General features: G+C 73.0%; 28 protein-coding genes. 17 read left to right on the top strand and 11 right to left on the bottom strand.

The features are described 5' to 3' along the window. Positions 1 to 273 precede the first annotated feature (273 nt). Complete coding sequence (locus ACH4SL_RS00790; RefSeq protein WP_398441119.1) at positions 274 to 1122, bottom strand: hypothetical protein; 849 nt, start codon at positions 1120 to 1122, stop codon at positions 274 to 276. Between the two features lie 287 nt (positions 1123 to 1409). Between ACH4SL_RS00790 and ACH4SL_RS00785 the strand changes: the two genes are divergently transcribed. Both ACH4SL_RS00785 and ACH4SL_RS00780 read left to right on the top strand, forming a co-directional pair. Next, entirely contained in the window at positions 1410 to 2513 is a 1104-nt protein-coding gene (locus ACH4SL_RS00785; RefSeq protein ID WP_398441118.1) for a Leu/Phe/Val dehydrogenase, read from the top strand. 296 nt (positions 2514 to 2809) lie between these two features. Then, complete coding sequence (locus ACH4SL_RS00780) at positions 2810 to 3088, top strand: DUF3073 domain-containing protein (RefSeq protein ID WP_398441117.1); 279 nt, start codon at positions 2810 to 2812, stop codon at positions 3086 to 3088. 95 nt (positions 3089 to 3183) lie between these two features. On the opposite strand, the gene purM is transcribed toward ACH4SL_RS00780, so the two are convergent. From purM to ACH4SL_RS00755, 5 genes are all read right to left on the bottom strand, one after another. After that, complete coding sequence (gene purM / locus ACH4SL_RS00775) at positions 3184 to 4251, bottom strand: phosphoribosylformylglycinamidine cyclo-ligase (protein WP_398441116.1); 1068 nt, start codon at positions 4249 to 4251, stop codon at positions 3184 to 3186. Between the two features lie 42 nt (positions 4252 to 4293). After that, on the bottom strand, positions 4294 to 5811 hold the full coding sequence (purF, locus tag ACH4SL_RS00770) for an amidophosphoribosyltransferase (RefSeq protein ID WP_398441115.1): 1518 nt from the start codon (positions 5809 to 5811) through the stop codon (positions 4294 to 4296). 581 nt (positions 5812 to 6392) lie between these two features. Beyond that, positions 6393 to 7199: a sterol carrier family protein gene (locus ACH4SL_RS00765; protein WP_398441114.1), complete on the bottom strand. Its 807-nt coding sequence runs from the start codon at positions 7197 to 7199 to the stop codon at positions 6393 to 6395. 414 nt (positions 7200 to 7613) lie between these two features. Next, positions 7614 to 7817 (bottom strand): DUF4177 domain-containing protein, encoded by a 204-nt coding sequence (locus ACH4SL_RS00760; RefSeq protein ID WP_398441113.1) that lies wholly within the window; start codon positions 7815 to 7817, stop codon positions 7614 to 7616. Between the two features lie 89 nt (positions 7818 to 7906). Further along, complete coding sequence (locus ACH4SL_RS00755) at positions 7907 to 9175, bottom strand: MFS transporter (RefSeq protein ID WP_398441112.1); 1269 nt, start codon at positions 9173 to 9175, stop codon at positions 7907 to 7909. Between the two features lie 163 nt (positions 9176 to 9338). On the opposite strand from ACH4SL_RS00755, the gene ACH4SL_RS00750 reads away from it, so the two are divergent. The 4 genes from ACH4SL_RS00750 to ACH4SL_RS00735 all read left to right on the top strand — a co-directional run bounded on the left by ACH4SL_RS00750 (position 9339) and on the right by ACH4SL_RS00735 (position 11556). Next, complete coding sequence (locus ACH4SL_RS00750) at positions 9339 to 9536, top strand: hypothetical protein (protein ID WP_398441111.1); 198 nt, start codon at positions 9339 to 9341, stop codon at positions 9534 to 9536. A gap of 87 nt (positions 9537 to 9623) precedes the next feature. After that, the gene (locus tag ACH4SL_RS00745) at positions 9624 to 10403 is read left to right on the top strand and encodes a hypothetical protein (protein WP_398441110.1); all 780 of its coding nucleotides are present in this window, start codon (positions 9624 to 9626) and stop codon (positions 10401 to 10403) included. Between the two features lie 79 nt (positions 10404 to 10482). Beyond that, positions 10483 to 10920 carry a MarR family winged helix-turn-helix transcriptional regulator gene (locus ACH4SL_RS00740; RefSeq protein ID WP_398441109.1) on the top strand — a complete coding sequence of 146 codons (438 nt, stop codon included), beginning with the start codon at positions 10483 to 10485 and terminating at the stop codon, positions 10918 to 10920. Between the two features lie 63 nt (positions 10921 to 10983). Further along, positions 10984 to 11556 (top strand): YbhB/YbcL family Raf kinase inhibitor-like protein, encoded by a 573-nt coding sequence (locus ACH4SL_RS00735; protein WP_398441108.1) that lies wholly within the window; start codon positions 10984 to 10986, stop codon positions 11554 to 11556. Positions 11557 to 11575: 19 nt separating this feature from the next. Here the strand turns inward: ACH4SL_RS00735 and ACH4SL_RS00730 are convergent, their stop codons facing one another. After that, entirely contained in the window at positions 11576 to 11788 is a 213-nt protein-coding gene (locus ACH4SL_RS00730; RefSeq protein WP_398441107.1) for a DUF397 domain-containing protein, read from the bottom strand. Further along, positions 11785 to 12618, bottom strand: coding sequence for a Scr1 family TA system antitoxin-like transcriptional regulator (locus tag ACH4SL_RS00725; protein ID WP_398441106.1), 834 nt, complete (start codon positions 12616 to 12618; stop codon positions 11785 to 11787). The genes ACH4SL_RS00730 and ACH4SL_RS00725 overlap by 4 nt, the downstream gene beginning before the upstream one ends. Before the next feature lie 125 nt (positions 12619 to 12743). Between ACH4SL_RS00725 and ACH4SL_RS00720 the strand changes: the two genes are divergently transcribed. Both ACH4SL_RS00720 and ACH4SL_RS00715 read left to right on the top strand, forming a co-directional pair. Further along, a complete protein-coding gene (locus ACH4SL_RS00720; protein WP_398441105.1) occupies positions 12744 to 13196 on the top strand; it encodes an ATP-binding protein in 453 nt (150 codons plus the stop codon). Between the two features lie 3 nt (positions 13197 to 13199). Further along, positions 13200 to 13802 carry a Uma2 family endonuclease gene (locus tag ACH4SL_RS00715; RefSeq protein ID WP_398441104.1) on the top strand — a complete coding sequence of 201 codons (603 nt, stop codon included), beginning with the start codon at positions 13200 to 13202 and terminating at the stop codon, positions 13800 to 13802. 175 nt (positions 13803 to 13977) lie between these two features. Here ACH4SL_RS00715 and ACH4SL_RS00710 read toward each other — a convergent pair whose 3' ends face one another. Beyond that, on the bottom strand, positions 13978 to 15018 hold the full coding sequence (locus tag ACH4SL_RS00710) for an aldo/keto reductase (RefSeq protein WP_398441103.1): 1041 nt from the start codon (positions 15016 to 15018) through the stop codon (positions 13978 to 13980). Positions 15019 to 15188: 170 nt separating this feature from the next. On the opposite strand from ACH4SL_RS00710, the gene ACH4SL_RS00705 reads away from it, so the two are divergent. Further along, positions 15189 to 16052, top strand: a complete 864-nt coding sequence (locus ACH4SL_RS00705) for a helix-turn-helix transcriptional regulator (RefSeq protein ID WP_398441102.1) — start codon at positions 15189 to 15191, stop codon at positions 16050 to 16052. A 31-nt stretch (positions 16053 to 16083) separates the two neighbouring features. Here the strand turns inward: ACH4SL_RS00705 and ACH4SL_RS00700 are convergent, their stop codons facing one another. Beyond that, complete coding sequence (locus ACH4SL_RS00700; protein WP_398441101.1) at positions 16084 to 17508, bottom strand: helix-turn-helix domain-containing protein; 1425 nt, start codon at positions 17506 to 17508, stop codon at positions 16084 to 16086. 399 nt (positions 17509 to 17907) lie between these two features. On the opposite strand from ACH4SL_RS00700, the gene ACH4SL_RS00695 reads away from it, so the two are divergent. From ACH4SL_RS00695 to ACH4SL_RS00660, 8 genes are read left to right on the top strand one after another with little or no spacing between them, the layout of a single operon-like run. After that, complete coding sequence (locus tag ACH4SL_RS00695; RefSeq protein ID WP_398441100.1) at positions 17908 to 18744, top strand: sugar phosphate isomerase/epimerase family protein; 837 nt, start codon at positions 17908 to 17910, stop codon at positions 18742 to 18744. Further along, positions 18741 to 19676: a Gfo/Idh/MocA family protein gene (locus ACH4SL_RS00690; RefSeq protein ID WP_398441099.1), complete on the top strand. Its 936-nt coding sequence runs from the start codon at positions 18741 to 18743 to the stop codon at positions 19674 to 19676. The genes ACH4SL_RS00695 and ACH4SL_RS00690 overlap by 4 nt, the downstream gene beginning before the upstream one ends. Beyond that, positions 19639 to 20856 carry a methionine adenosyltransferase gene (locus tag ACH4SL_RS00685; protein WP_398441098.1) on the top strand — a complete coding sequence of 406 codons (1218 nt, stop codon included), beginning with the start codon at positions 19639 to 19641 and terminating at the stop codon, positions 20854 to 20856. The genes ACH4SL_RS00690 and ACH4SL_RS00685 overlap by 38 nt, the downstream gene beginning before the upstream one ends. Continuing rightward, complete coding sequence (locus tag ACH4SL_RS00680; RefSeq protein WP_398441097.1) at positions 20853 to 21740, top strand: hypothetical protein; 888 nt, start codon at positions 20853 to 20855, stop codon at positions 21738 to 21740. Before ACH4SL_RS00685 ends, ACH4SL_RS00680 begins: the two co-directional genes overlap by 4 nt. Further along, positions 21737 to 22804: a hypothetical protein gene (locus tag ACH4SL_RS00675; protein ID WP_398441096.1), complete on the top strand. Its 1068-nt coding sequence runs from the start codon at positions 21737 to 21739 to the stop codon at positions 22802 to 22804. The genes ACH4SL_RS00680 and ACH4SL_RS00675 overlap by 4 nt, the downstream gene beginning before the upstream one ends. Continuing rightward, on the top strand, positions 22801 to 23550 hold the full coding sequence (locus tag ACH4SL_RS00670; protein WP_398441095.1) for a coenzyme F420-0:L-glutamate ligase: 750 nt from the start codon (positions 22801 to 22803) through the stop codon (positions 23548 to 23550). Before ACH4SL_RS00675 ends, ACH4SL_RS00670 begins: the two co-directional genes overlap by 4 nt. Further along, positions 23550 to 23837: a hypothetical protein gene (locus ACH4SL_RS00665; protein ID WP_398441094.1), complete on the top strand. Its 288-nt coding sequence runs from the start codon at positions 23550 to 23552 to the stop codon at positions 23835 to 23837. Before ACH4SL_RS00670 ends, ACH4SL_RS00665 begins: the two co-directional genes overlap by 1 nt. Before the next feature lie 4 nt (positions 23838 to 23841). Then, entirely contained in the window at positions 23842 to 24228 is a 387-nt protein-coding gene (locus ACH4SL_RS00660; protein ID WP_398441092.1) for a hypothetical protein, read from the top strand. Positions 24229 to 24260: 32 nt separating this feature from the next. Here ACH4SL_RS00660 and ACH4SL_RS00655 read toward each other — a convergent pair whose 3' ends face one another. Continuing rightward, positions 24261 to 24698 (bottom strand): GNAT family N-acetyltransferase, encoded by a 438-nt coding sequence (locus tag ACH4SL_RS00655; RefSeq protein ID WP_398441090.1) that lies wholly within the window; start codon positions 24696 to 24698, stop codon positions 24261 to 24263. Positions 24699 to 24775 lie beyond the last annotated feature (77 nt).

The raw sequence follows: 24775 nt of genomic DNA, 5'->3' as shown, positions 1-24775 counted from the left end.
CACTACAACTACACCATCCGTCCAGCCGCGTCGGCCAAACCGATGGATTTGCCCTCTCAGGTGTTCAAGCTCGGCGGAAGCCGATGGACCGTGTCATAACGGACAGTCACGCGAGCGTGACGATCAGTCACAGCACGATCAACTGCCACATCCCCACCTTCGAATCGAGCCCGAGGCGGACCCGTTGTCCCATTTTGGCATGACAGATGGTGATCCAGGCAAGACTCCAGGTACGTGCTCTCCATCACGCTTGACCCGATAATCCGAATCGCCTCAGTTCGAGAACTGCAGCTCCCGCACCGCCCGCCAGCGGTCGGTCAGCCGCTCGTACGCGACGCCCGCCGCCGCCGAGTCGCCCTCCCGCAGCGAGGCCAGGCCCTCGGCGACGTCCGCGGCCGAGCGGTCCTCGGCCAGCCGCTCGGGGCCCATGATGTGCACCAAGCCCCCGTAGTCCAGCTCGACGAGCGAGCGCGGGTGGAATTCCTCCAGCCAGCGGCCGACGTCCACGAGCCCGTCGATCAGCGGGCCGCCGTCGTCCAGCGCGTCCTTGAGCACCCGAAGCCCCCGCGCCACCCGGCGGCGGGCCTGCACCATCGGGGTGCGGTAGCGCAGCAGCGGCTCCTTGCGCTCCCCCTCGCCCGCCGGCTCGTACTCCCGCTCGTCGTCGCCGACGAGGACGAACCAGCGCACGGGGACGTGCCAGGTCGCGGTGCGGATCCAGGGCCGGGCGTCCGGGTTGCGCTCGCGCCAGGACTCGTGGTCGGCGGCGGCCTGCCGGCGGACGACCGGCGGCAGCATCGCGTCCAGCACCGGCGGCGCCAGCTGCTGCCCGAAGGTCTCCAGCGCGAGCCAGCCGCGCAGCCGGGTGCGCCAGGGGCAGATGTGGGTGACCCCGCCGATGTCGGCGACGAAGGCGTCCGCGCTCTCGTGCACGGGAACGGCGATCGGCGGGACGGGCACGAGCCCCGCCAGCGACTGCCGCAGCTCGTCCTGCGCGGTCCGGCAGGTGCCGGCCGCGGCGTAGCGGTACCAGTGGGTGCGTTCGGGCTCCGGAAAGGCCGCCAGCGGCTCGTAGACGCGCAAATAGGCCGCGTACGGGACCACTACCGGTGAACCGCTCACACCCGCTCCTCGCGCCGCCGTGCCGCCGCGGCGTCCCCGTCGATCATCCGCGGCGTCCCCGTCGATCGTCCCACGCGCCCGCACGCCCGGGAGGTGATCCCGGCCACTGGTCACGCCCACGGGCGACCCGCCGGCCGGGGTGCGCCGTAGGGGGTGGTGTGGGGGCCGCGCGCCACGCCGTACCCCCCGGGAGGGCCTACGCTGAGCCCAGCATCGCGCCTCCGCCACCCGTACGGGGGCGAGAGCCATCCGCAGCACTGGGCAACCGGACTATGGGAGTCACCACCGTGACCGACGTAACCGACACCGGGAGTGTCATCGCCAAGCTGTTCCGATCGGAGCAGGGCGGGCACGAGCAGGTCGTTCTCTGCCAGGACCGCGCGTCCGGCCTCAAGGCCGTCGTCGCGCTCCACTCCACCGCACTGGGCCCCGCCCTGGGCGGTACCCGTTTCTTCCCCTACGCCTCCGACGAGGAGGCCGTCGCCGACGCGCTGAACCTCGCCCGCGGCATGTCGTACAAGAACGCGCTTGCCGGTCTCGACCACGGCGGCGGCAAGGCCGTGATCATCGGCGACCCGGACACCGACAAGACCGAGGCCCTGCTGCTCGCCTACGGGCGCGCGGTCGCCTCGCTCGGCGGCCGGTACGTGACGGCGTGCGACGTCGGCACCTACGTCGCCGACATGGACGTGGTCGCGCGCGAGAACCGCTGGACGACCGGCCGCTCCCCGGAGAACGGCGGGGCGGGCGACTCCTCGGTGCTCACCGCGTGGGGCGTCTACCAGGGCATGCGCGCCGCCGCCCGGGTGCAGTGGGGCCAGGCGTCGCTGCGCGGCCGCCGGGTCGGCATCGCGGGCGTCGGCAAAGTCGGCAAGCACCTCGTCGAGCACCTGCTGGAGGACGGCGCGGAGGTCGTGCTGACCGATGTGCGGGCCGCCGCGGTCGAGGCCGTCACCGCCCGGCACCCCGAGGTCTCGGTGGTGAGCGACGCGGAGGTGCTGGTCCGCACCCCGCTGGACGTGTACGCGCCCTGCGCGCTCGGCGGCGCGCTCGACGACAAGACGGTGGCCGCCCTGACGGCGACCGTGGTGTGCGGCGCGGCCAACAACCAGCTCGCCCACACCGGCGTCGAGAAGGACCTCGCCGACCGCGGCATCCTGTACGCGCCCGACTACGTCGTGAACGCCGGCGGCGTCATCCAGGTCGCGGACGAACTGCACGGTTTCGATTTCGACCGGGCCAAGGCCAAGGCGACGCGGATCTACGACACGACGCTGGCCATTTTCGAGCGCGCGAGCGCCGACGGGGTGCCGCCCGCGGTCGCCGCCGACCGGCTCGCCGAGCAGCGGATGGCGGACCGGACACCGGCCGACGAATGGCTGCGTCCGTGAACGGGCCGGGGGTACTCGCGAGTATCCGCCAGTAGCCGGGAGTGACGCACGTGACCGAACGCACGGCCCGATAGCAAGTTGGTGCTAGAAGAAGGTAAAATCGGGCCTGACCAGGCAGGACAGGGCCACGAACAGCCCCTGTTCCGACGCGCGTCGTGCGGGCGACGTACCGTGCGGCGTCGGAAGCAGGTACCGTTGAGGCCCTACGGGTAGGTCGTCCGCGAGGACGCCTTCCGCATCATGAACGCGTGTCAAGACTCGGGGCCGCTGAGCCCCGCCGTTAAGGGGGTCGAGCCATGGGGCGCGGCCGGGCCAAGGCCAAGCAGACGAAGGTCGCCCGCCAGTTGAAGTACAACTCTGGCGGCACGGATCTTGCCCGTCTGGCTGACGAGCTGGGCGCATCGTCGTCGATGCCGGTGAATCCGGAGTCCGTCGAAGACGATGACGACGACGACGAGCTGGACGACGACGACCCGTACGCTCAGTACGCGGATCTGTACAACGATGACGACGACGACGAGGGCGACGAGTCCTCGGGTTCGTCATCCGCGTCGTCGCAACGTCGTCGCGCTTGACGCGGTAACGACACCCGCAACGGCACCACCTGCGGTGACCCGGTCGGGGGCGGTCAGCCTCCGACCGGGTTTCGTCGTGCCCGCGGTCCCGGACGTCACCCGGCGTAGTCGCCGATCATCCGTACGGCCCCGTCGCCGTCCTCGCGTGCGTTGACCTCGCCGGCCACCCAGGCGTCCACCCCGCGGTCGGCCAGCACGCTCAGCGCGACCTCGACGGATTCCTGCGGGAGGACGGCGACCATGCCGACGCCCATGTTGAGGGTGCGCTCCAGCTCCGAGCGCTCGATCCGGCCCTCCACCCCGACCAGGCCGAAGATCGGCGCGGGCACCCAGGTGGAGCGGTCGACGGTGGCGTTCAGCCCGTCGGGGACGACCCGGGCCAGGTTGTTGGCGAGCCCGCCGCCGGTGATGTGCGCGAAGGCGTGCACCTCGGTCGTACGGGTCAGGGCCAGGCAGTCCAGCGCGTAGATCTTGGTCGGCTCCAGCAGCTCCTCGCCGAGGGTGCGGCCGAGCTCCGCGATCTCGCGGTCCAGCGCCCAGCCGTTCGCCTCGCTCAGCACATGGCGGACCAGGCTGTACCCGTTCGAGTGAAGCCCGGAGGACTCGATCGCGATCACCGCGTCACCCGAACGGATGCGGTCCGCGCCGAGCATCGCGTCCGCCTCGACCACGCCCGTCCCGGCGCCCGCGACGTCGAAGTCGTCGGCGCCCAGCAGGCCCGGGTGCTCGGCGGTCTCGCCGCCGACCAGCGCGCAGCCGGCCAGGACGCAGCCCTCGGCGATGCCCTTGACGATGGCCGCGACCCGCTCCGGGTGGACCTTGCCGACGCAGATGTAGTCGGTCATGAACAGCGGCTCCGCGCCGCACACCACCAGGTCGTCGACGACCATGCCGACCAGGTCGTGGCCGATGGTGTCGTAGACGCCCATCCGGCGGGCGATGTCGACCTTGGTGCCGACGCCGTCGGTCGCCGAGGCCAGCAGCGGGCGCTCGTAGCGCTTGAGGGCGGAGGCGTCGAAGAGGCCCGCGAAGCCGCCGATACCGCCGACGACCTCGGGACGGGACGCCTTGCGCACCCATTCCTTCATGAGCGTGACGGCCCGGTCGCCGGCCTCGATGTCGACGCCGGCGGCGGCGTAGCTCGCACCGTTTGTCTCAGGCATTGCAGGCACTTTCGTGTCGGGGAATCGCGGAAGCGGCCGGGCTCACGGCCTGCGCAGGGCGTCGGCGGCGTCCGCGCCGCCCGCCAGCTCGACCTCCAGCAGCTGCTTGCCCAGCAGCTCGGGGTCGGGCAGCTCCATGGGGTATTCGCCGTCGAAGCACGCGCGGCACAGGTTCGGCTTGGCGATCGTGGTCGCCTCGACCATCGCGTCCAGCGAGATGTACGCGAGCGAGTCCGCGCCCAGCGAGGCGCCGATCTCGTCGACGCTCATGCCGTTGGCGATCAGCTCCGCGCGGGTGGCGAAGTCGATACCGAAGAAGCACGGCCACTTCACCGGCGGCGACGAGATCCGCACATGGACCTCGGCCGCGCCCGCCTCGCGCAGCATCCGCACCAGGGCCCGCTGGGTGTTGCCGCGGACGATCGAGTCGTCCACCACCACGAGCCGCTTGCCGCGGACGACCTCCTTGAGCGGGTTGAGCTTGAGCCGGATGCCGAGCTGCCGGATGGTCTGCGAGGGCTGGATGAACGTCCGGCCGACGTAGGAGTTCTTGACCAGGCCGGAGCCGTACGGGATCCCGCTGGCCTCGGCGTAGCCGATCGCGGCGGGCGTACCGGACTCCGGCGTGGCTATCACCAGGTCGGCCTCGACGGGCGACTCGGCGGCGAGCTTGCGGCCCATCTCGACCCGCGAGAGGTAGACGCTGCGGCCGGCGATCTCGGTGTCGGGGCGCGCCAGGTAGACGTATTCGAACACGCAGCCCTTGGGGCGGGCGGGCGCGAAGCGCGAGGTGCGCACGCCCTGCTCGTCGATCGCGACCAGCTCGCCGGGCTCGATCTCCCGGACGAAGCTCGCACCGCAGATGTCGAGGGCCGCGGTCTCGGAGGCGACGACCCAGCCGCGCTCCAGCCGGCCCAGCACCAGCGGGCGGATGCCCTGCGGGTCGCGGGCGGCGTAGAGGGTGTGCTCGTCCATGTAGACGAGGCTGAAGGCGCCCTTGATCTTCGGCAGCACCAGCGGGGCGGCGTCCTCGACGGACAGCGGGTTGCCCTCGGCGTCGCACTGCCCGGCGAGCAGCGCCGTGACCAGGTCGGTGTCGTTGGTCGCGGCGACCTTGGTCGCCCGGCCCGGGGTCTGCGGCAGCTCGGCGACCATTTCGGCCAGCTCCGCGGTGTTGACCAGATTGCCGTTGTGGCCGAGCGCGATCGAGCCGTTGCCGGTGGCCCGGAAGGTGGGCTGCGCGTTCTCCCACACCGAGGCGCCGGTGGTCGAGTAGCGGGCGTGGCCGACGGCGATATGGCCGGTCAGCGAGCCGAGGGAGGTCTCGTCGAAGACCTGGGAGACCAGGCCCATGTCCTTGAAGACCAGGATCTGCGAACCGTTGCTCACTGCGATGCCCGCGGACTCCTGTCCGCGGTGCTGCAGGGCGTACAGCCCGAAATAGGTGAGCTTGGCGACCTCTTCGCCGGGGGCCCAGACACCGTAGACGCCACACGCGTCCTGGGGGCCCTTCTCGCCGGGGAGCAGGTCGTGGCTGAGTCGTCCGTCACCACGTGGCACGTTTCGAGTCTAGGGCAGGATCGCCCGTCGTCCGAACGGGGGACGGTCACGGAGCGCCGCCGAGCAGGACTTCTATGCGCGTAGCGCCTTGGGGGGCACGGGGGTGTGACGTACCCCCCAAGGCGGGGCCGCCGGCCGCTCATGGGGTTCTCACGCAGCCGACGAGACTGCGCCCGCATCATAGGGCTCAGATGTTTCCGCCGGACGCGTATCGCGGAGAGCGGCTCCGGCTGCCGCCCGCGGTGGCCGGAAAGAGCCGGTACGACGGCCGGAGATGATCTTGCGGACCCCGCATGTCTGCGGGCACGGAAACGCCCGCCGGTACGGGGGTTCCGGCGGGCGCGTCTTCCGGGTCGATCCCGGCCGGAAGGTTCGGTTTCAGCAGCCGGTCTCGCCGTGTCGATAGTAGGAGCGCGCGCCGGGCCGCACCTAGGGAACGCCTGGCTACCGGCGTAATTACGCCACCGCGGGCGGGGTGGATTCCGGGACGATACGGATACGGCAGTGCATGACGGGCGCGCCACGGGGTGACTTGGCTGTCAGCGGCTGACCACCGAGGTCCCGTACGGCCGGTGGCCGCCTCAGCGCATCACCGGGAGGTACGCGGCCAGGTCCGCGCGCTCGCCGCTCGCGGCGACGGCGGCGTCCTCGACCGCCGCGGCCCACTCCGTACGCCCGGTCGCCAGCCGGACCCACGTCAGCGGATCCGTCTCGACGACGTTGGGCGGGGTGCCGCGGGTGTGCCGGGGCCCCTCGACGCACTGCACCGCCGCGTACGGCGGCACCCGCACCTCCACCGCGTTGCCCGGCGCCTTCGCCGCGAGCCCGTCCGCGAGCACCCGCACCGTGGCGGCGAGCGCCTGCCGGTCGAAGACCGGCTCCGCGCCCGTCGCTCGGGCCAGGTCGTCGGTGTGCACGACCAGCTCCACGAGCCGCGTCACCGTGAAATCCAGCGCCCGCATCCCGCCGAACGGCTCGGGCAGCAGCCGCCCCGGCCGCAGCGCCTCCTCGCGCAGCGACGCCAGCCCCTCCACCGCGGCCTCGATCGCCGCGACGGGCTCGCCCATCGCGGCGGCGGTCTCCTTCGTCCCGGCGTCCAGCTGCGCCGCGACCGGCTCGGTGGCCTGCGTCCAGCCGTCCAGCCCGATCAGCCGCCCCCCGGGCGGCGGCTCCGCCGCGCCGAGCAGCTCCCCGAGCACGTCGATCTGCCGCACGATGTGCGCAACCAGCAGCCGCACATCCCACCCCGGCAGCCCGGACGCCCCCGCGTACTGCTCCGCACGGAGCCCCCGCACGGCATCCCGCACGAGCCCCGCCTGCGCGAGCAGCGCCCCCCACGTCCGTTCCGGATCGTACGCACGCGCCCGTCGACGCCCAGCATTCGCCATCCCCCGACCCTAGCCCCGGGGTCCGACACCGCGAGGCCTCCCGCCTGCGGCGGGGGGCTGGTGCCTGCGCCGCGGGGGGCTCGTGCCTGCGCCGCAGGGGGTTGACGCCTGCGGCGCGGGGCAACCAATCAGGGGCGCGTGGGGGTACCTCCCAGGCGAAGCTCTGGGGGAGAACGGAGCGACCAGCCCCCACCGGCAGAAGGTCCCGCGATCGGGGAACGGGGCAGCCCGTGGGGTAAGGGGCGCGAGGAACTGCGCGAGCAACCCACCACGGCGAGAAGCTCGCGCGACCAGCGCAAGAGGCACCCCGGCGCGGAAGGGGCGCGAGGAACTGCGCGCCCAGCCCCCGCGGCGAGAAGGCCGCGCGCCCAGCGCAAGAGGCACCCCGTGGCGAAAGCCCCCGAGGCGCAAGCCTCAGCCCTGGCGAGGCCGCTCGAACGTGAGGAGCAGCCCCTCGACGGCCCCGGGCCCAACCCGCCCCTTCACATCACCGGACGTGATGTCCTTCAGCACCCACCCGTCCTCCGCGTGCTTGTTGAGCGTCTTCTCCAGCTTGTCGCTGTCGAGCGCGTCGCCTATCAGCGACTCACGGAAGGTGACGACCTTGTACTCGTACATGCTCTGCCTTCGGTTCGGGCGAGTGTGTGACCGCCCCAGCCAACCACGAACCCCGCACGGTGTCAGGGCCCTTGGCCCCCCGAGCACGGTCAGGCCGCGGCCCCCGCCGCCACCGCACCACCGCCCAGCGGAATGTCCCGCATGCGCCGCAGCGGCGAGAAGAAGAGCCACAGCCCCGAGGAGCAGCCTCCGACGACGGCGATCCACAGCGTGGCCCGTACGCCCAGGACGCTCGCGAGGGCGCCACCCGCGAGCCCGCCGAGCGGCAGCGTCCCCCAGGTGATCCAGCGCGCGGCCGCGCTGACCCGGCCGATCATGCCCGGCGGGCAGGTCGCCTGCCGGTAGCTGACCAGCGAGATGCCGGTGACGACGGAGGAGAAGGTCCAGGCGCTCCACCCGACCCCGTAGAGCACTGCGCGCGGCCCGCTGCCCGCGAGCGGGATGAGGAGCCCCGGCAGCGCGAGCACGGTCATGGCGATCCAGCTGATGCGCGCGGAGCCGACCTGCCGCGCGAGCGACTTCGCCGCGGCCCCGCCCGCGACGCCGCCGACCGCGCCGAGCGCGAGGAGCAGTCCGACGAGGCCCGGGTCGACGTGCCGGGTGCGGATGAGGAAGACCGGGCCGAGCGTCTCGACCATGATGACGAAGAAGTTGGCGGTGCCGTTGAAGGCGACGGAGTTGCGCAGGATCGGGTCCCGCAGCACGTGCCGCAGGCCCTCCGCGATCTGGGCCTGCAGCGAGGGCCCGCCCGCCGCTTTCACCGGCTCGGGCTCCTTCGTACGGATCCCGGCGAGGGTGAGCGCGGAGACCGCGAAGGAGACCGCGTCCGCGACGACGGCGGTCGCGGCCCCGGCGGCGGCGACGAGCCCGGCCCCGAGCCCCGGCCCGGCGATCTGCGCGCCTGACTGGGTCGCGGCGAGCTTGCCGTTGCCGTCCATGAGCTGCTCGTCGCGCAGCAGGTGCGGCAGCAGGCTCTGGTAGGCGACGACGAAGAAGACGGACAGCACGCCGTCCGCGAACTCGACCCCGTAGAGCTGCCCGAGCGTGAGCACGCCGCACGCGTGCGCGACGGGCACGGACCCCATGACGACGAGCAGCCCGAGGTTGCACCCCAGCATGAGCGGCCGCTTGCGCACCCGGTCCACGACGGCCCCCGCGGGCAGCGCGACCAGCAGATACGCGCACGTCCCGGCCGCCGACAGCAGCCCCACCTGCCACGCGCTGGCCTTCAGCACGACGACGGCCACGAGCGGCAGCGCGAGCACGGAGATCTGCGACCCGACCTCGCTGACGGTCTGCCCGGCCCACAGCAGCACGAAGTCCCGATGCCTGAGCAGGCTCTTCCCTTCGACAGTCACCGTCCCGATGCTGGCACCGCGGCCGGGGGCCTGTCCACGGCACTGCCGCCCGGGGGGCGTGGGGCGCTCAGGCCCGTCCGCGCATAGCCCCCGGACCCGTTCGTGGCTCTGCTCCAATGGAGCGCGAGGCGGAACGGCTCCGCCGCACAACAGAGGGGGCACCATGCCTGCTGCCGCACCCCACTCCGAGCGCTACGCGCACCTCGTGGCCCGGGGGCAGATCCGCCTCGTGGCCGCAACGACCGCCGACCTCGATCGCGTGCCCATCCCGGACGCCGAAGGCACGTTCTCGCCCCTCGACATCCTGCTGGCCGACCGGGAGGGCGACCCGCGCGGTCCGGGCTGCGCCGCCGCCCCCTGAACTCGCCTTTTCCCGCGCGTACTTGAGGACCCTCCCTCTACAGTTGCCCCGCGGAACGGTTCCGCTGTGCAACAAAGGGGTGGGGACATGAACGGAAAGGCAGCACCAGCCGTGCTCGCGCTGTGCGCGCTCGCGGTCGCGGGGACGGTCACGGCGTGCGGGGGGAAGAAGGACGACGCGGCCGCGCCGTCCGCGACGAAGACGGCCACGCACGCGGCGCCCACGACAACACCGCCCGCGACGCCCGCGGCGAATTCCACGCTGGACGAGCAGCAGCTCAAGGAGCTGATCGTCGGCCACGGGGACATCGGCAACGTCGTGATCGACCCGGTCGACCCCGGCCACTTCGGCAGCGGCATCGGCCTGGGCCAGCACCTCGGCCAGGCCCGTATCCACGCCAAGCCCGCGGCCTGCCAGCCGCTCCAGGACCTCACCGGCTTCGACAGCGCCTACGAGCCGCACGCCTTCGTCGAGCAGAACATCACCAACCAGTTCCTGATCGACGCGAAGGTCGTCGTCACCGAGGGCCTGGCCTCCTACGAGGGCGACGACGCCCACAAGTTCATGGCCGACCTCACGACCGCCCTGCACGCGTGCAAGAGCTTCACGGCCGAGGACAAGGTGAGCTACGGCCACCTCAAGGACGTCTCGTCCCCCGACTTCGGGGACGAGGCCGTGACCTACCGCATCACCGAGACGATCCAGGACCACGGCCACCCGACGCCCTTCCCGGTCGTCTTCACGGCCGTCCGCGTCGGCCGCACGATCGCGGCCTTCTACACCCCGACCCCGGCGACCTCGGAGTTCGACCCCGTCCACGACGCGATCAAGCCCCAGGCGGAGAAACTGATGCTCCCCGCGAGCTGACCGCGGAGCTGCCCGAGCGTGCGGCGGACGGGGGCCGCAGCGGATTCACTAAGGCAGGTTGATAAGGTAGCTTTATTATATGAGTGAGGAGCTGGACACCGGCGAGATCGCCACCGCCCTCCTAGCCGGAGTCGGCGCGCTGCTGAGGCGAGTACGTCAGGTACGGGTCGAGGGCGAGCTGACGATGCCCGAGCGCACCGCCCTCTCCCAGCTGGACCGCACCGGCCCGACGACGTCGTCGGAGCTGGCCCGGCAGGAGCAGATCACCGCGCAGGCGATGGGGGCCACGCTCGGCGGCCTCCAGGCCCGCGGCCTGGTCGAGCGCGGCACCGACCCGCAGGACGGCAGGCGCGTCCTCCTGGCCCTGACCGACGCGGGCCGCCAGGCGCTGGCGGACAAGCGCAGTGCCCGCACCGAGCAGGTCGCGCGGGCGCTGGCGGACGGCTTCACACCGCAGGAGCGGGAACAGCTCGCGGCGGCCGCGCCGCTGCTCGACCGGCTGGCCCAGCGCATCTGACCCGGCCGGTCGGGCAGACCGCCCGAGGACCGCCCACCACCACGCCACACCGGGAGCACCACCATGCCCATACTCGGCCGATTGCTGAAGAACCGCAGGTCAGGCGACAGCCACTCCGCGTGGAACCGCCCGAATCTGCAAGGCCCCGAACTGCTCGACCTCAGCAGCCGCGACTTCGCCCACGGCGGCACGATCCCGCCGGAGCACCACGCCAGGAACGCGGGCGGCCGGAACGTCTCCCCCCACCTGGCCTGGACCCCGCCGCCTGCGGGCACCGCCCAACTCCTGCTGGTCGTGGAGGACACCGACGTCCCCACCCCCAAGCCCGCCGTCCACTGCGTCGTCCTCGTCGACCCGGACGTACGCGACCTGCCCCCCGGCGCCCTCGCCGCCCGCCACCCCGCCCCCGGCGTCACGGTGCTGCGCTCCGTCATAGGCCGCGGCTACCACGGCCCCGCCCCCGTCAAGGGCCACGGCCCGCACCACTACACCTTCCAGCTCTTCGCCCTGGCGACCCCCCTGGGCCCCGCCCCCGGCGGGACGGCGCCGGACAAGGCAAGGCCCGGCGCCCTCCTGACCTCCGTCACCGCCCCCGTCCTCGCCCGCGGCCGCCTCATCGGCACGGTGGAGCGCTGACCCCGGACAGCGCTGGGGCTCAGCCCGCGAACTCCCCCGCCTTGACGGCGCCGACGAAGGCGACCCACGCGTCGGTGCCGAAGGCGAGGGCGGGGCCCTCAGGGTCCTTCGAGTCGCGGACGGGCACGATGCCGGTGAGCCCGTCCGCGACCTCGACGCATTCGCCTCCGTCGACGTTGCTGTACGACGACTTACGCCACTGGGCCGTGCCGGGGACCTTCGATGTGCTCATTGCGCGCTGAACTCCTTGGCCACTGATTCGATCATGTGCAGGGACGCCTTCGGCGAGAGGGCGATGGCCCGGGAAAAATCGTATGCCTCGACGTAGCCACTCACCATGTCCGGCGAATCCAACAAATGTCCTGAGCGGGCGACTTCGACGTACGCGGCGGTCGGGGCGTCGCGGAAGGTCATCAGGGTGACTTCGCTGCCCATCAGCGGGTGCGCGCCTACTGACACCGGCAGGACCTGGAAGGTCACACGCCGGGAGCGGGCGACCTGCGCGACGTGCATGAGCTGCTCGTGCATCCCTTCGCCGTCGCAGACGGGCATCCGCAGGGCGTTTTCGTGCAGGATGACCCAAAACTTGGGCGTTGCCGGGTCGTCCAGCAGCCACCTGCGGCCCAGCCGGGCGGAGACCATCTCCGCCACCTTGTCCTCTGAGCGCGACGGGTCCCCGGCCTCGAACAGCGCCCGAGCGTACGCCTCGGTCTGGAACAGGCCGGGAATGAGCGCAGAGGAGAACTGGCGGATAGTCAGGGCGTGCGTCATCAGGTCGACGACACCCGCGAAGTATTCGGCGTGCTTGGTCGCCTTCAGGACCATCTTGCACAGCCGCTCCAGGTGGCCGTCCGACTTCAGGACGGTGTCGAAGCGCTGGGAGAGATCCAGCTGCGGCCTGCGGTCGGCGACTTCGAGTTGGCCGACGTACGCGCCGGAGCAGAAGACGAGCTCGCCCAGGCCTTCCTGGGAGAGGAGGGCCGCCTTGCGCAGGCGGCGGAGTTCCGAGCCGTAGAAGGCCTGAGGGGAATCGAACGGGTTGAGGTCCTTGGGTTGCACCATGGCGGACCGGCCTTTCCTGACAGCGCAAGAGCTGAGTTCGCGTCAGTTGTCGAGCGTAGCTGCACACCGCAACGCTTGGAGGACAGACGGTGATATCCGGCGTGACGGAAAGTGGTGGGAAAGGTATGAGCACGGTGCAGGGCCCGGGCGTGTGCACGGGGTGGACGTTCACCCGGAGCGCGAGGTCCCCGAAGCGGGCGCGGCGGCTGCTGGTGAAGCAGCTCGCGGAGTGGGACGTGGACGGCGCGGTGGGCGCCACCGCCGAGCTGCTGCTGAGCGAGCTGGTGACGAACTCGGTGCGGCACGCGACGCGTCCCACGGGCCGCCTCGTCGCGGTGGACGTCGAGCTGTCGCCGGGGCGGCTCCTGCGCGTCGAGGTCGCCGACGCGTGCGAGACCCCGCCGGTGCCGCGCCCGGCGGTGGAGCCCGACGCGGAGGGCGGGCGGGGCCTGCTGCTGGTGGAGGCGCTGTCGGCGCACTGGGGCACGTACCCGCGCCGCCACATCGGCAAGGTCGTGTGGTTCGTCCTGGACCTGGCGTCGGCGGACCTGCTGTCGGCCGGCCACGGGGGCCGGTGAGCCGTGCCGACGTATGAGGCCCGGCGGCAACCGCACGTCCTGCCGGAGGAGTTCGACCGACTCGCGGATTACGCGGCCCGGGAGGTCGAGGGGCTGCGGCTGGAACTCATCGGCGGCAGCCCGGTGTTCAAGCCCCGGCCGGACGGCCGACACACGACGGTGACGGCGTGGCTGGCCCGGCAGTGCATGGAGCGGCGGCCCGAGTGGGGCCTGCACGTCGGGCTCGGCCTCAGAGTCGGGGCCGCCCGCGACGGCCGCGCGGTCCCGGACGCGACGCTCCTGCCGGTCGGGCGGCTGCCCGGGTCGGGTCAGTGGGCCGACCCGGAGGGGGTGTTGATGACAGCCGAGGTGACGCGCGGCGACTGGGCGAGCAGCTGGCGCAACCGCGTCGAGAAGCCGCGCGCGTACGCGGAGGCGGGGATCCCCGTCTACCTGCTCGTCGACCTGGACACCTGCCGCTTCACCGTCCACAGCCGCCTCGAACAGGGCACGTACGCCCTGCGGTTGGCCGTCCCCTTTGGCCAGCCGCTCCCGCTCCCCGACCCCGTCGGCATGGAGCTGGACACCCAACAGCTCCTGAGCTGGTCCACCGGGAACGAAGGCTGAGCCCGGGCGTTCGATCGCGACGAGGACTCCCGTGTCGCGGATCAGGCGCCGGGCCACGAAGCGCTCGGCCCGTCCGTGAGCAGTTCCCGCGCCTCTTGGACGTCTCGGGTGACATCGTCGTCCGGTCGGCGGGCGGCGAATACGTCGTGGAGCGCGGCGCCGCCACCGGCCGGGCTCACGGCCGGGCCGGGCCCGTACCCGCTCCCGTCGCCGTGATCGCGGCGGCCACCTCGTCCAGGTCCGCCCGCGTCAGACGCAGGGACGCGGCGTCGCGCCAGCCGTCGACCTGGGCGGGGGTGCGGGCGCCGACGATGGCGGCGGTCAGGCCGGGCCAGGCGAGGGTCCACGCGAGGGCGACCTCGGTGACGCTCGCGCCGTGGCGGGCGGCGATCGGGCGCAGGGCGTCGGCGAGGGCGAGGTTGGCGGGGAGCGCGGTGGTGAAGTCGGGGTGGGCGCGGCGCCAGTCGTCCGCGGGCAGGCCCGCGACCCGCTCGGCGGAGAACGTGCCGGTAAGCAGGCCGGACTGGAGGGGCGAGTAGGCGATCACGCCGGTGCCGTGGGCCGCCGCCCAGGCGACCTCGTCCGCCGCGGAGCGGTTGATCGCGGAGAACGGCGGCTGGACGACGTCCACGTGCGCGATGCGCTCGGCCGCGTCGAGCAGCGCGGGCGCGTGGTTGGACAGGCCGATCGCGCGCACCTTGCCCTCGGCCTTGAGGTCGGCCATGACCTGCCAGTAGACCTCCAGCGGTGTCGCCTCCACCGGCGCGGGGCCGCTGCCCTCGCCCAGCACCTCGCCCGTGTCGGGCCAGTGCACCTGGTAGAGGTCGATGTGCTCGGCGCCGAGGCGCCGCAGCGAGTCCTCGACCTCGCGCCGTACGCTGTCCGGCCGCATCGTGCGCAGCGGCGCGGCCGAGGGGTCCGCCGGGTCCCACACCAGGCCCACCTTCGTGAAGAGGTAAGGGCGTTCGTCCGCGGCGAGGCCCGCGACGGCCTTCCCGACCAGCTCCTCGGAGTGGCCGTGGCCGTAGACGGCGGCGGTGTCGATCCAGTTGACGCCCGCGCGCACCGCGTGCCGTATCGCCTCGATCGACTCGGCGTCGTCCGTGTCGCCCCACCCGTAGGACCAGTTGGAGCCGGAGACCGCCCACGAGCCGAAGCCCAGGCGGGAGATGTGCAGGCCGGTGCGGCCGAGCGGAACGGTGTCCATGCTGCTCATGACGGTGAACTCCCCGATGACGCGGCCCGGTTGGCGCCGGGCCCCGGAACGCTTCCGGTCCCTCCACCCTCGCCGGGCACGCCGCGCGCAGCCACGGCCCTCCCGTGCCTGGGCACGGCGTGACCAGGCACCGCCCGCCCATCTCCTCGTCCTCCGCCGATACTTGACCCATGGCGATGGACCGACGTACCGAACTGGGCGACTTCCTGCGCTCACGCCGCGCCCGGCTGCGCCCCGAGGATCTGGGGTTGCCCCGGCACGGCGGCCTGCGCCGCGTACCCGGCCTGCGCCGGGAGGAGTTGGCGCAGCTCGCCGGGGTGAGCGTCGACCACTACGTCCGGCTGGAGCAGGGCCGCACCCTGCACTTCTCGGAGGCCGTCCTCGACGCGGTCGCCCGCGCGCTGCGGCTCGACGCGGTGGAGCGCGAGCACCTGTACCGCCTGGCGCGGCCCGCGCCGAGCTCGGACCCGTCCCCGTACCCCTCCTCCGACGACGTACGCCCCGGCCTGCGCCGCCTGCTGGACTCCGCCGCCGACGTCCCGGCGTACGTCATCGGCCGCGGCACCCAGGTGCTGGCCTGGAACGCCCTCGCCGCCGCCCTCCTCACCGACTTCGCCGAACTCCCGCCCCGCGAGCGCAACATGGCCCGCCTGGTCTTCCTCGACGACGCCATGCGCAGCCTCTACGCCGACTGGCGCGCGAAGGCCCACGACGTCGCCGCCTACCTCCGCCTCGACGCGGCCCGCCACCCCGGCGACCCCGCCCTCGCCGCCCTCCTCGCCGAACTCCACACGTCCAGCCCCCACTTCCGCGAGGTCTGGTCCGCCCACCACCTCCGCGACAAAACCCACGGCGCCTACCTCTACCACCACCCCCTGGTCGGCCCCCTCGACCTCGCCTTCGAGACCTTCCGCCTCCCCGACACCCCCGACCAGGCCGTCGTCATCCACACGGTGGAGGCGAACTCCCCCTCCGCCACCGCCCTCCGCCTCCTCGCGACCTGGTCCCGCGAGACCTCACGCGCCGCGCGCTGAGGCGCACCGAGCCCGTTGGGTGAGGAGCGTGTCAGGCCGCCACGGCACCCGTACGCACAGCGAACTCCTGTAGCCCGGCCAGACTGCCCGGCCGGTACAGAAGGTCGGCCGTGAGCGTGCGGACCGCTGGGCGCCGTACTTCTTCCGGCGCGGTGTGCTCGATCGCGCGCAGCGCGTTGAAGGTGCGGCGCCCGTCGCCGAGCTGGTGCCACATGCGGGCCGTGTCCGTGAGGTAGCGCGCGACCCGCTCAGTGTTCGCCAGCCGGGCAGGTTCGACGCGTCGGACGTACGCGACGGCGTCATCGGGTGTCCCGAGGACTGTGAGGCTGCTGATCCGGTACATCGAGACTTCGGCGGGGCTCGCCGAGATCGTGAAGAGGCCAGCGGGCTCGGCGCTGCGGCTCCGGTCGGCGGTGATGCGGTCGGCGGTCTCCTCGGCCTCCTGGAGCAGATCCAGGGCGGTGCTGCGGCGCCCCCCGGAGGCGGCCGTGTATGCGGCGGTCATGAGCAGGCAGGTGCGGGCGGCCAAGGTGTCGCCCTGCCGTCCGTCCTTCTCCACGACCAGCGAGGTAGCGGTACGCGTCAGGAAGTCCACAGCAGCGCGGCTACGTCCGGCGCGGCGCATGGTGATGGCCAGGACCCGCGCGGCATCGCTCAGAGCCTTCGGATCCCCGCTGGCCCGTGCGGCCAGGAGCGCGCGGTCCGCAGTGGCCCACGCCGCCTCGGAGTGCTGCTTGACGGCCAGCTCGGTGGCCAGCACGTAGGCACGGGCGACGCCGGCCTGGGCGCGCTCCCGTGTGCGGCCGGTGGTGGCCTCGCGGGTCGCCTCCGCCGTGGCGATCAGCGACGGGAGGGCGCGGCCGAGGTCCGCGTAGCGGGCGCCCGAGAACATCGCGCGGGCTGACGTGAGTCCACCGGCGAGATCGCTCAGGGTCGTCGGCCTGGCAGTGATCGGCTCGAACAGAGCTCGCTCCATGGAGGCTGCCGGGTTCTGGGCGGCCGGTTCTGCCGCAGCCGCGTCGGAGCCGGTTCCGGCGATCAGACTGGCGCCGAGTCCCAGCGCCCCGGCCATCACCTCACGACGTCGCACATCGTCCTCCAGCTCGGCTCCGGCCACCCTAGCGGCCGTCAGCGGCGGTACGGGCGAATTGCGTCGAGCCGGGGGATCACCGCTTCCTGCCGTGTCGGCCAGGCCCAGCAGGGAGAGCGGGATGTCGAGCCCCTCGGCGATCCGCGTCAGGACGGTGACGCTCTGGACCTGGCGCACGCCCCGCTCGATCGCGCTGATGTCGGACTGGGCGAGCCCTACGAGGGAGCCCACGGCGGTCTGGCTGGCGCCGGTGTACTGGCGGAAGTGCCGGATCACGGCTGCAAGGTCGCGCGCGGCCAGGGCGCCTCGCGCCTTCTCGCGGTCCCACAGATCGGCGGGAAGGACTAGCTGGGGCTGGCTGCGCACGGTGATCTCCCCCTCTGGGGCGGCGGCATGACCTTGCCTCAGCGTAGAGCAGCGGTGACTGCCCGTCAGGGTATTGCGGCGGGCGCAAGAGGACCGTCCTATAGGGCCGTTGGATGGGTTTCCTCCGCTTTTCTCCCCAGCCTGTGAGTGCACGCAGAACCGCCAGCAAGCGCCCGGTCGTCCAGGCGCTGCACCGGCCCCCACGGACGAAGGAGTGTCCCGACATGCGTCAGCCGCAGCCTCCCCCGCCGCCCCCGCCCGGACCGCCGCCGGGCCCGCACCCGCAGCCGCCCCCGCCCGGCGGCGGCTCCTAGCCCCGGGCTCCAGGCCGTGCGTCCCGCCTCCTGCGGGGCGCGCGGCCCTGCCGTCTCAAGCGCAGGCATCTGACGAGGAGAACCCGTGCAGGCAATCACCGTGCTCAACCCCGACGAGCTGGGCCAAGACCCCGCCGTCGGCATGGACCTGGCCCTCGCCCTCGGCGTGAGCCACCTGGAGATCCGTACGGCCCACGGCGCCAACGCCCTCGTCCTGGACGACGCGAAGCTGCGCGAGGTCCGGCGGCTGGCCGACGAACGGGGGCTGCACGTCGCGGCGCTGGCCTCCCCGCTGTGGAAGTGGTGCCGCCCCGACGCCATACCCGGCCGGGTGGACAGCTTCGGCTTCCCCACGCAGGTGCCGTCGACGGACAGGAAGCGCTGGGTGGACCGCGCGCTGGTCGTCGCCGGCATCCTGGGCACCACCCGCGTCCGTGTCTTCTCCCACCTGTCCGTGGGCGAGCAGACGGAGACGTTCCGGGACGACCCGCTGCTGACGTACGCCCTCAAGGCCGCGGAGCAAGCTGGGGTGCGGCTGCTGCTGGAGAACGAGCCGGTGTGCACGGTCGCCGAGCCGGGCCCGCTGCTGGACGTGCTGGCAGAGCACCCCGCGCTGGGGTTGTGGCTCGACCTCGGGAACCTCTTCGAGGTCGGTCACGGCACGCCGGACGTCGTCGAAGCCCTCGCCCCTCGCGTGGAGTACGTCCACGTCAAGGACTACGTGCCACGCGGCGACGGCACGAAGCGGTTCGTGGCGGCGGGCAGCGGCGACGTGCCCTACACGGACCTGCTCCCCGCGCTGGACAGGGCGCGGCCGGGGCTGCCGTACGCGCTGGAGACCCACGTACGCGAGACCCCCGGCGAGGCGCTCACGCGCGGCGCGGCGTTCCTGCGCGGCGCCGTCCCGGGCGGGCTGGCATGAAGCGGGCGCTGCTCATCGGCTACGGGGAGGTCGGGACCAAGCACGCGCAGGCCCTGACTGGCACCAGCGGGGTGGACCTGGTGGCCGTCGCCGACCCGGCTCCGGTCGTCGCCCCGCCCGCCGGGGTGCCGCTGCTCGCCGACTGGGGGACAGCGCTGGAGGACTTCGCGCCGGACATGGTCGTGGTGGCGACGCCGCCCGGCACCGCGCTGGTGGCCGCCCGCGCCGCCGCGCGGGCCGGTGCGACGGTCCTGGTGGAGAAGCCGGCCACGCTCGACCCGTCCGAGCTGGCGCCGGCACCGGAGGACGACCGGATCTTCGTGGGCTTCCAGCCGCACTTCGCCCCCGGGCTCGCGCAGCTGCTCAACCAGGCGCCGCCCGTCCAGCGGGCCGCGGTGACGCTGGTGTGCCGCCGGGACATCGGCTACTACCGCGACTGGCGCACCCGGTACGCCACCGCCGGGGGCATCCTGCACCAGCAGGCCATCCACGGCCTGGCACTCGCCCTGCGCCTCCTGCCGGTGCAGCCCGTCACGGGCTGCACCAGCGAGGTGCACCGCGTCCGGCGGTGGGCGGAGTCCGAGGACCGCATCACCGCGACCATCTCGTTCGAGGGCGGCGCGCTGCTGACGGTTGACGCCCGGGTCGACAGCGACGCGCCGCGGCGCCACGAGGTGAGCCTGCACCTGGACGACGGCCGGCACGTGCAAGTGCGCGGCCACAACCTCGAAGCCGGTCTCGGCAGACCGGAGGCCGCGCCGAGCGACCTGATGCTGCGCCAGGCCATGTACCGCGCGCTGCCCGCTGACGGTGATGCCGGCCCGCGCCACCCGTCCCTGTTCCCGCTCCCCCAGCTCCGCCGCACCCTGGAGGTCATCAACCATGCCTACCGCAATGCGCGCACCGCTCCTGCCGCCCGTACTGCCCCATGACCTCGACGTCGAGGTCGTCGAGCGCAAGGGCGTCGGCCACCCGGACACCCTCGCGGACTCCATCGCCGAGCTGGCCTCGATCCGCTACAGCGAATACTGCCTGCGCGAGTTCGGCGCCGTCCTCCACCACAACCTGGACAAGGTCGCCGTCCTCGGAGGCCGCGCCCGGTTCGGCGACACCGACGGCAGCTACGACCGCCCCGTCCGGGTGGTCTTCGGCGGCCGCATCTCCACGTCCTTCGGCGGCCGGGTGATCCCCGTCCGCGACATCCTCGAAAGCGCCGCTGCCGAGCAGCTGTGCACCGCCCTGCCGGGGTTCGAGCAGATCGTGTGGCAGGTCGAGCATCAGACGACCGACTCCTCCAAGTTCCCCCGCTGGTTCGCCCCGCGCACCCTGGAGGACCTGCCCGAGCGCCCCACCGCCTTCAGCAACGACACCGCGTTCCTCGTCGCCACCGCGCCCCGCACCACGGCCGAGACCGTCGCGCTGCTCACCGAAGCCTGGTTCCGCCGGCAGCCGTGGGCCGGCAGCGACATCAAGGCCCTGGTCGTCCGCGAAGGGCACGCCCTGACGGTCACGGTGTGCGTCCCGGCCGTGGCCGGGCACCTGTCCAGCAGCGCAGAGTTCGAGGACGCCGTCCATGACGCCGCCCAGGAACTGACCGACCAGCTCCTCCAGCGCCTGCCCGGCCCGGTCACGGTGGTGTGCAATACCCGCAACAGCCGCAGGGGTCCCCTGTCCGGCCAATACTTCACCGTGTCCGGCTCGGCCGTCGACTACGGCGAGGACGGGATGGTCGGCCGGGGCAACGCCCGCTCCGGGCTGATCGCCCCCGGCCAGCAGGCGGGCAACGAAGCCCTGTTCGGGAAGAACCCCGCCTACCACGTCGGCAAGGTCGGCGGCTGGCTCGTGGACGAGGCCAGCCGCGCCCTCGCCAAGAAGACCGGCGGGCCGTGCCGCATCGCGGTGATGTGGCGCAACGGCAGCCGCTACCCCGAGCCCGCCATGCTCGACATCACCACCGCCCGCCCCGGCCCGGCCAACGAGGACCTGGTGCGCGCCGTGCTGCACCGTACGGACTGGGTGCCTGACCTCGTGGACAACCAGCGCTACCTGCCCACCGTTCTGCCCTTGGCCGAGCTGCTGGCCGAACTCGACCGGTCCGAGCTGGTGTCGTGAGCCAGGCCGCTGTGGCGACCGGCCACCTCACCGCCGGCCTGGAGCTGCCGCCGGGACTGGACACGGGCCCGGCCGCCACGGCGGCCGACCGGCTCCCCGGCGGCTGGCACCTCCTCAACCCGGGCGCCGGGCCCAAGGACTGCCCGGCCGTAGCGGTGACGTACGCCGACACGCAGCCCACCGTGGCCGTGGACGGACCAACCGTGCGGATGAGCCTTCCCCGCGGCGCCGCCGGGTCCGCGACGCTTGCCTACGCCACGTACACCGCGCTGGAGCGCGCCCGCCAGCAGCGGCAGATGGTCACCCTCCACGCCAACGCGGCCGTCACCCCGTCCGGGCACGGGGTCCTGCTGCTGGGCACCAAGGGCGCGGGCAAGACCAGCGTGACCCTGGCGCTCGGCCAGCGGGGCTGGACCCACGCCGGTGACGACCTGACCGTCCTGGCCGAGGAGGACAACAAGCTGCTGATCCTGCCGGGCAAGCCGACAGCCGCCGTCCGCCCGCACGACCCCGCGCTGTGGCAGGCCCCGAAGCCCGTGGTCGACCTCGCACCGTTCCTCCGCGTGCCCGTCCCCCTGGCCGCGGCCGTCCGCCTCACCGTCCACCCTGCCGTTCCCGGCCCGCTGCTGGTGCCGGCCGCGCCGTTCTCCGCGAACGAACAGCTCCGCCTCCACGAAGCCGCCGCCCGGTACATCAGCGGCCTGCCCACCCCACTGACCGGCCCCACCGGTGCCCCGTACGGACCGGTCTGGCCCTTGGACGACGCCCCGCTCGCCCGCTGGCGCACCCACCTGATCACCCGGCTCGAACAGCACCCGTACAGCTACCTCTACGCGCCGGACCCGCAGACCGCCGCCGACCTCATCACCAAGGAGTACCCGTGACGACCGGGCGCGCAGCCGCGATCCTGCCCAGCCGGAACGAGCCCGCCACGATCGCCGCCGCCACCACCGCCGTGGACAGCGCCCTGAACGACGTACGGGCGGTCATCGTGCACGCCGACTCCTCCGACACCCCCGACACCGCGGACTCCTTCGCCGCCACCCCGGCACGGGCCGGGAAGATGGCACTGACCGGGCTCGTGCGGGGCAAGGGCGCCCAGATCCTCGCCGCCGCCGGCCGCGCGGAGATCGCCGACGCCGGCGTGGTGCTCATCGCCGACACCGACACCCGCAACCCCGACCCGGCCGTCTACCGCGCCCTGCTGGACCGGGTGCGCGGCGGCGCCGCGCTGGCCATCGCCGACTACCCGCGCCACTGGGACGAGGCCAACCTGACCAACCACCTCGCCCGCCCGCTGATCGCCGCGGCCACCGGCCACGACGTGCCCCAGCCCCTGGCCGGAGACCTCGCCGTCTCAGCCGCAGCCCTGGCCGCCGCCCTACGGGCCGCCACCGAACTGCCCGCCGACCTCGCAGCGTGCACGGCCGGATACGGCATCGACGCCTTCCTGCTGCTCACCGCCGCCGCGACCGGCCCCGTCGCCTCTGTACGGGTCAACGCACCGAAACGGCACGCCGGGTCCTTCGACCACCTCCCGGCCATCTACCACCAGGCCGTCCCCGTACTGCTCCACCTGACCGCCGCCTGGAACCGTCCCCCCTTCACCCGCAGCGGGGCTCCGATCGTCTACCGACCCGCGGACCGCGCGCTTCCGCCCGAGCGGGTCCGGGACATGCTGACCGCGCTGGACGGCCTCGCCCTGCCCCCGGACCGATACGATGGCGGGCCTTGGCCGCTGCCCCTCGCGGACGCCTGGCGTGTCGTCAACTCCGGTGCCACGCCCGCCGACACAGCCCGGCAGCTGTGGCCGCACTACCTGCACCGCGTCCGCGACTGGCTCACCCGCGGGCAGCACGCCACCACCGGGCAGCGGGCCCAGATGCTCGCAACCGGACACGACCGTCTGCACGCACTTCTCACCCCCGCCGCAGGAGCTCCACGATGACCACCCCCGCCCCCACCTCGGCCTTCTCCGCCTTCGCCCTGGAGCCCTTCCCCGAAGTCCAGCCCGGCGACGACCTGGCCACGGCCATCACCGACGTCCTCACGCGCACCGGCACCGCGCTCCAGGACGGGGACATCGTTGTGGTGGCCAGCAAGGCCGTGTCCATCGCCGAGAAGCGCTACGTCGACCTCGCCGACATCAGCCCCTCCCCCGAGGCCGCGGAGCTGTCCGCCCAGACGGGCAAGCCCGCCGCAATCGTGCAGCTCATCCTGGACAACTCCACCCAGCACTTCCTGGCTACCCCGAAGGGCCCGATCATCGCCCGGCACCACCTGGGCTACCAGCTCACCTCCGCGGGGATCGACCGGGCCGGAGCTGATGGGGCCTGGCTGCTGCCGGCCGACCCCGACGCCTCCGCCCGGAACCTGCGCGACGCCCTCACCACAGCCACCGGCGCGAACGTGGCCGTCGTCGTCGCCGACTCCGACGGCCGCGCCGACCGGCGCGGGGCCACGTGCATCTCCATCGGCGCCGCCGGGCTGGCACCGCTGCGGACCACCGAGCACGACGGCAAGCAGCAGGAGGAAACCCTCACCGACATGATCGCCGCCGCCGCCGGCATCATCCTGGGCCAGCGCGGCCGCGGCGTCCCCGTCGCGATCCTGCGCGGCATCAGCTACACCCCGTCCGACGAGGGCGTGACCGCGATGCTCCACCACGCCCCCGCCCCGGGGCGGCCGTTCTGATGAAGCAACTCGCCGTCCTCGGCTCACCCATCGACCAGGCCCTGTCCCCGGTGCTCCACCGCGCCGCGTACAAGGCCCTCGGCCTTGACTGGACGTACCAGGCCATCGACTGCACCCCCGACCGGCTGGCCGCCTTCCTCGACTCCCTCGACAGCACATGGGCGGGCCTATCGCTGACCATGCCGCTCAAGCGCACCGTGGTCCCGCTCCTGGACGGCCCGCGAACTGGGCTGCGACCGGGCGACGGTGATCGCCCGCGACGTCAGACGGGCCTGTTCCGCCCTTGAGGCCGTGGGCGAGCGGATCGGCATCCAGCTCCGAATCGAGCCCTGGGGGGCCGCCGCGGATCACCTGCCCGCGGACCTCGTCGTCTCCGCGTTACCGCCCGGCGTCGCCGACGCCCTCGCGCCGCTCTCGGCCCAGGCCCACCCTGTCGGCACCGTCGTAGATGTCGTCTACCGCCCCTGGCCCACTGCACTCAGCCGCGCCGCCGAGATGGCGGGACGGCGAGCCGTGGGAGGCCTGCCCATGCTCGTGCACCAGGCCGCCCGGCAAGTCACGCTCCAGACCGGCTGTCCCTCGCCCCCGGTCGGCGAGATGCTGCACGCTGCCGCGGCTGCGTTGGCACAGGACGGGACGACCGGGGTGCGGTCGCGTAGCCGGCAGGCCCATTGGTGACCGGGCCACCGAGGAGGGGTGACGGCAAGCCGCTACATCTGGACGCCGAGGACCATCCACTGCTCCGGGTTCTCGATCGGCGTGAAGCCCACCTTCGCGTAGACGCCCTGCGCGTCCGCCGTGGCCAGCATGAGGCGGCGCAGGCCGTACGGGGCGAGGTGGTCGCGGATCGCGGCGACCAGGGCGGTGCCCAGGCCCTTGCCGCGGGCGGCGGGGGCCACGTAGACGTCGCAGAGCCACGCGAAGGTGGTCATGTCCGTGACGACCCGCGCATACGCGCACTGCTCCCCGGACGCGCTGTCGTACACCCCGAAGTTCAGCGACCCCGCCATGGCCGCGTCCTGCTTCTCCCGCGTCCGCCCACGCGCCCAGTACGCATCCTCCGACAGCCACGCGTGCACGCGCGCGGCATCGATCCGCGCGGGGTCGGCGGATATCTCGTACCCACCCGGAAGCTCACCTTTTCCCATGCCCCGCACCCAACCAGCCCCCCGGGGCCCCGGGCCAGCGGTTTTCACCGGGCGGCGGGAGGGCGTGCCCCGGCGCC

Source organism: Streptomyces sp. NPDC021020 (assembly GCF_044333285.1).
Taxonomy (GTDB): Bacteria; Actinomycetota; Actinomycetes; order Streptomycetales; family Streptomycetaceae; genus Actinacidiphila.
Note: the sequence above shows the minus strand (reverse complement) of the source record. Positions and strands in the feature narration are given on the sequence as shown.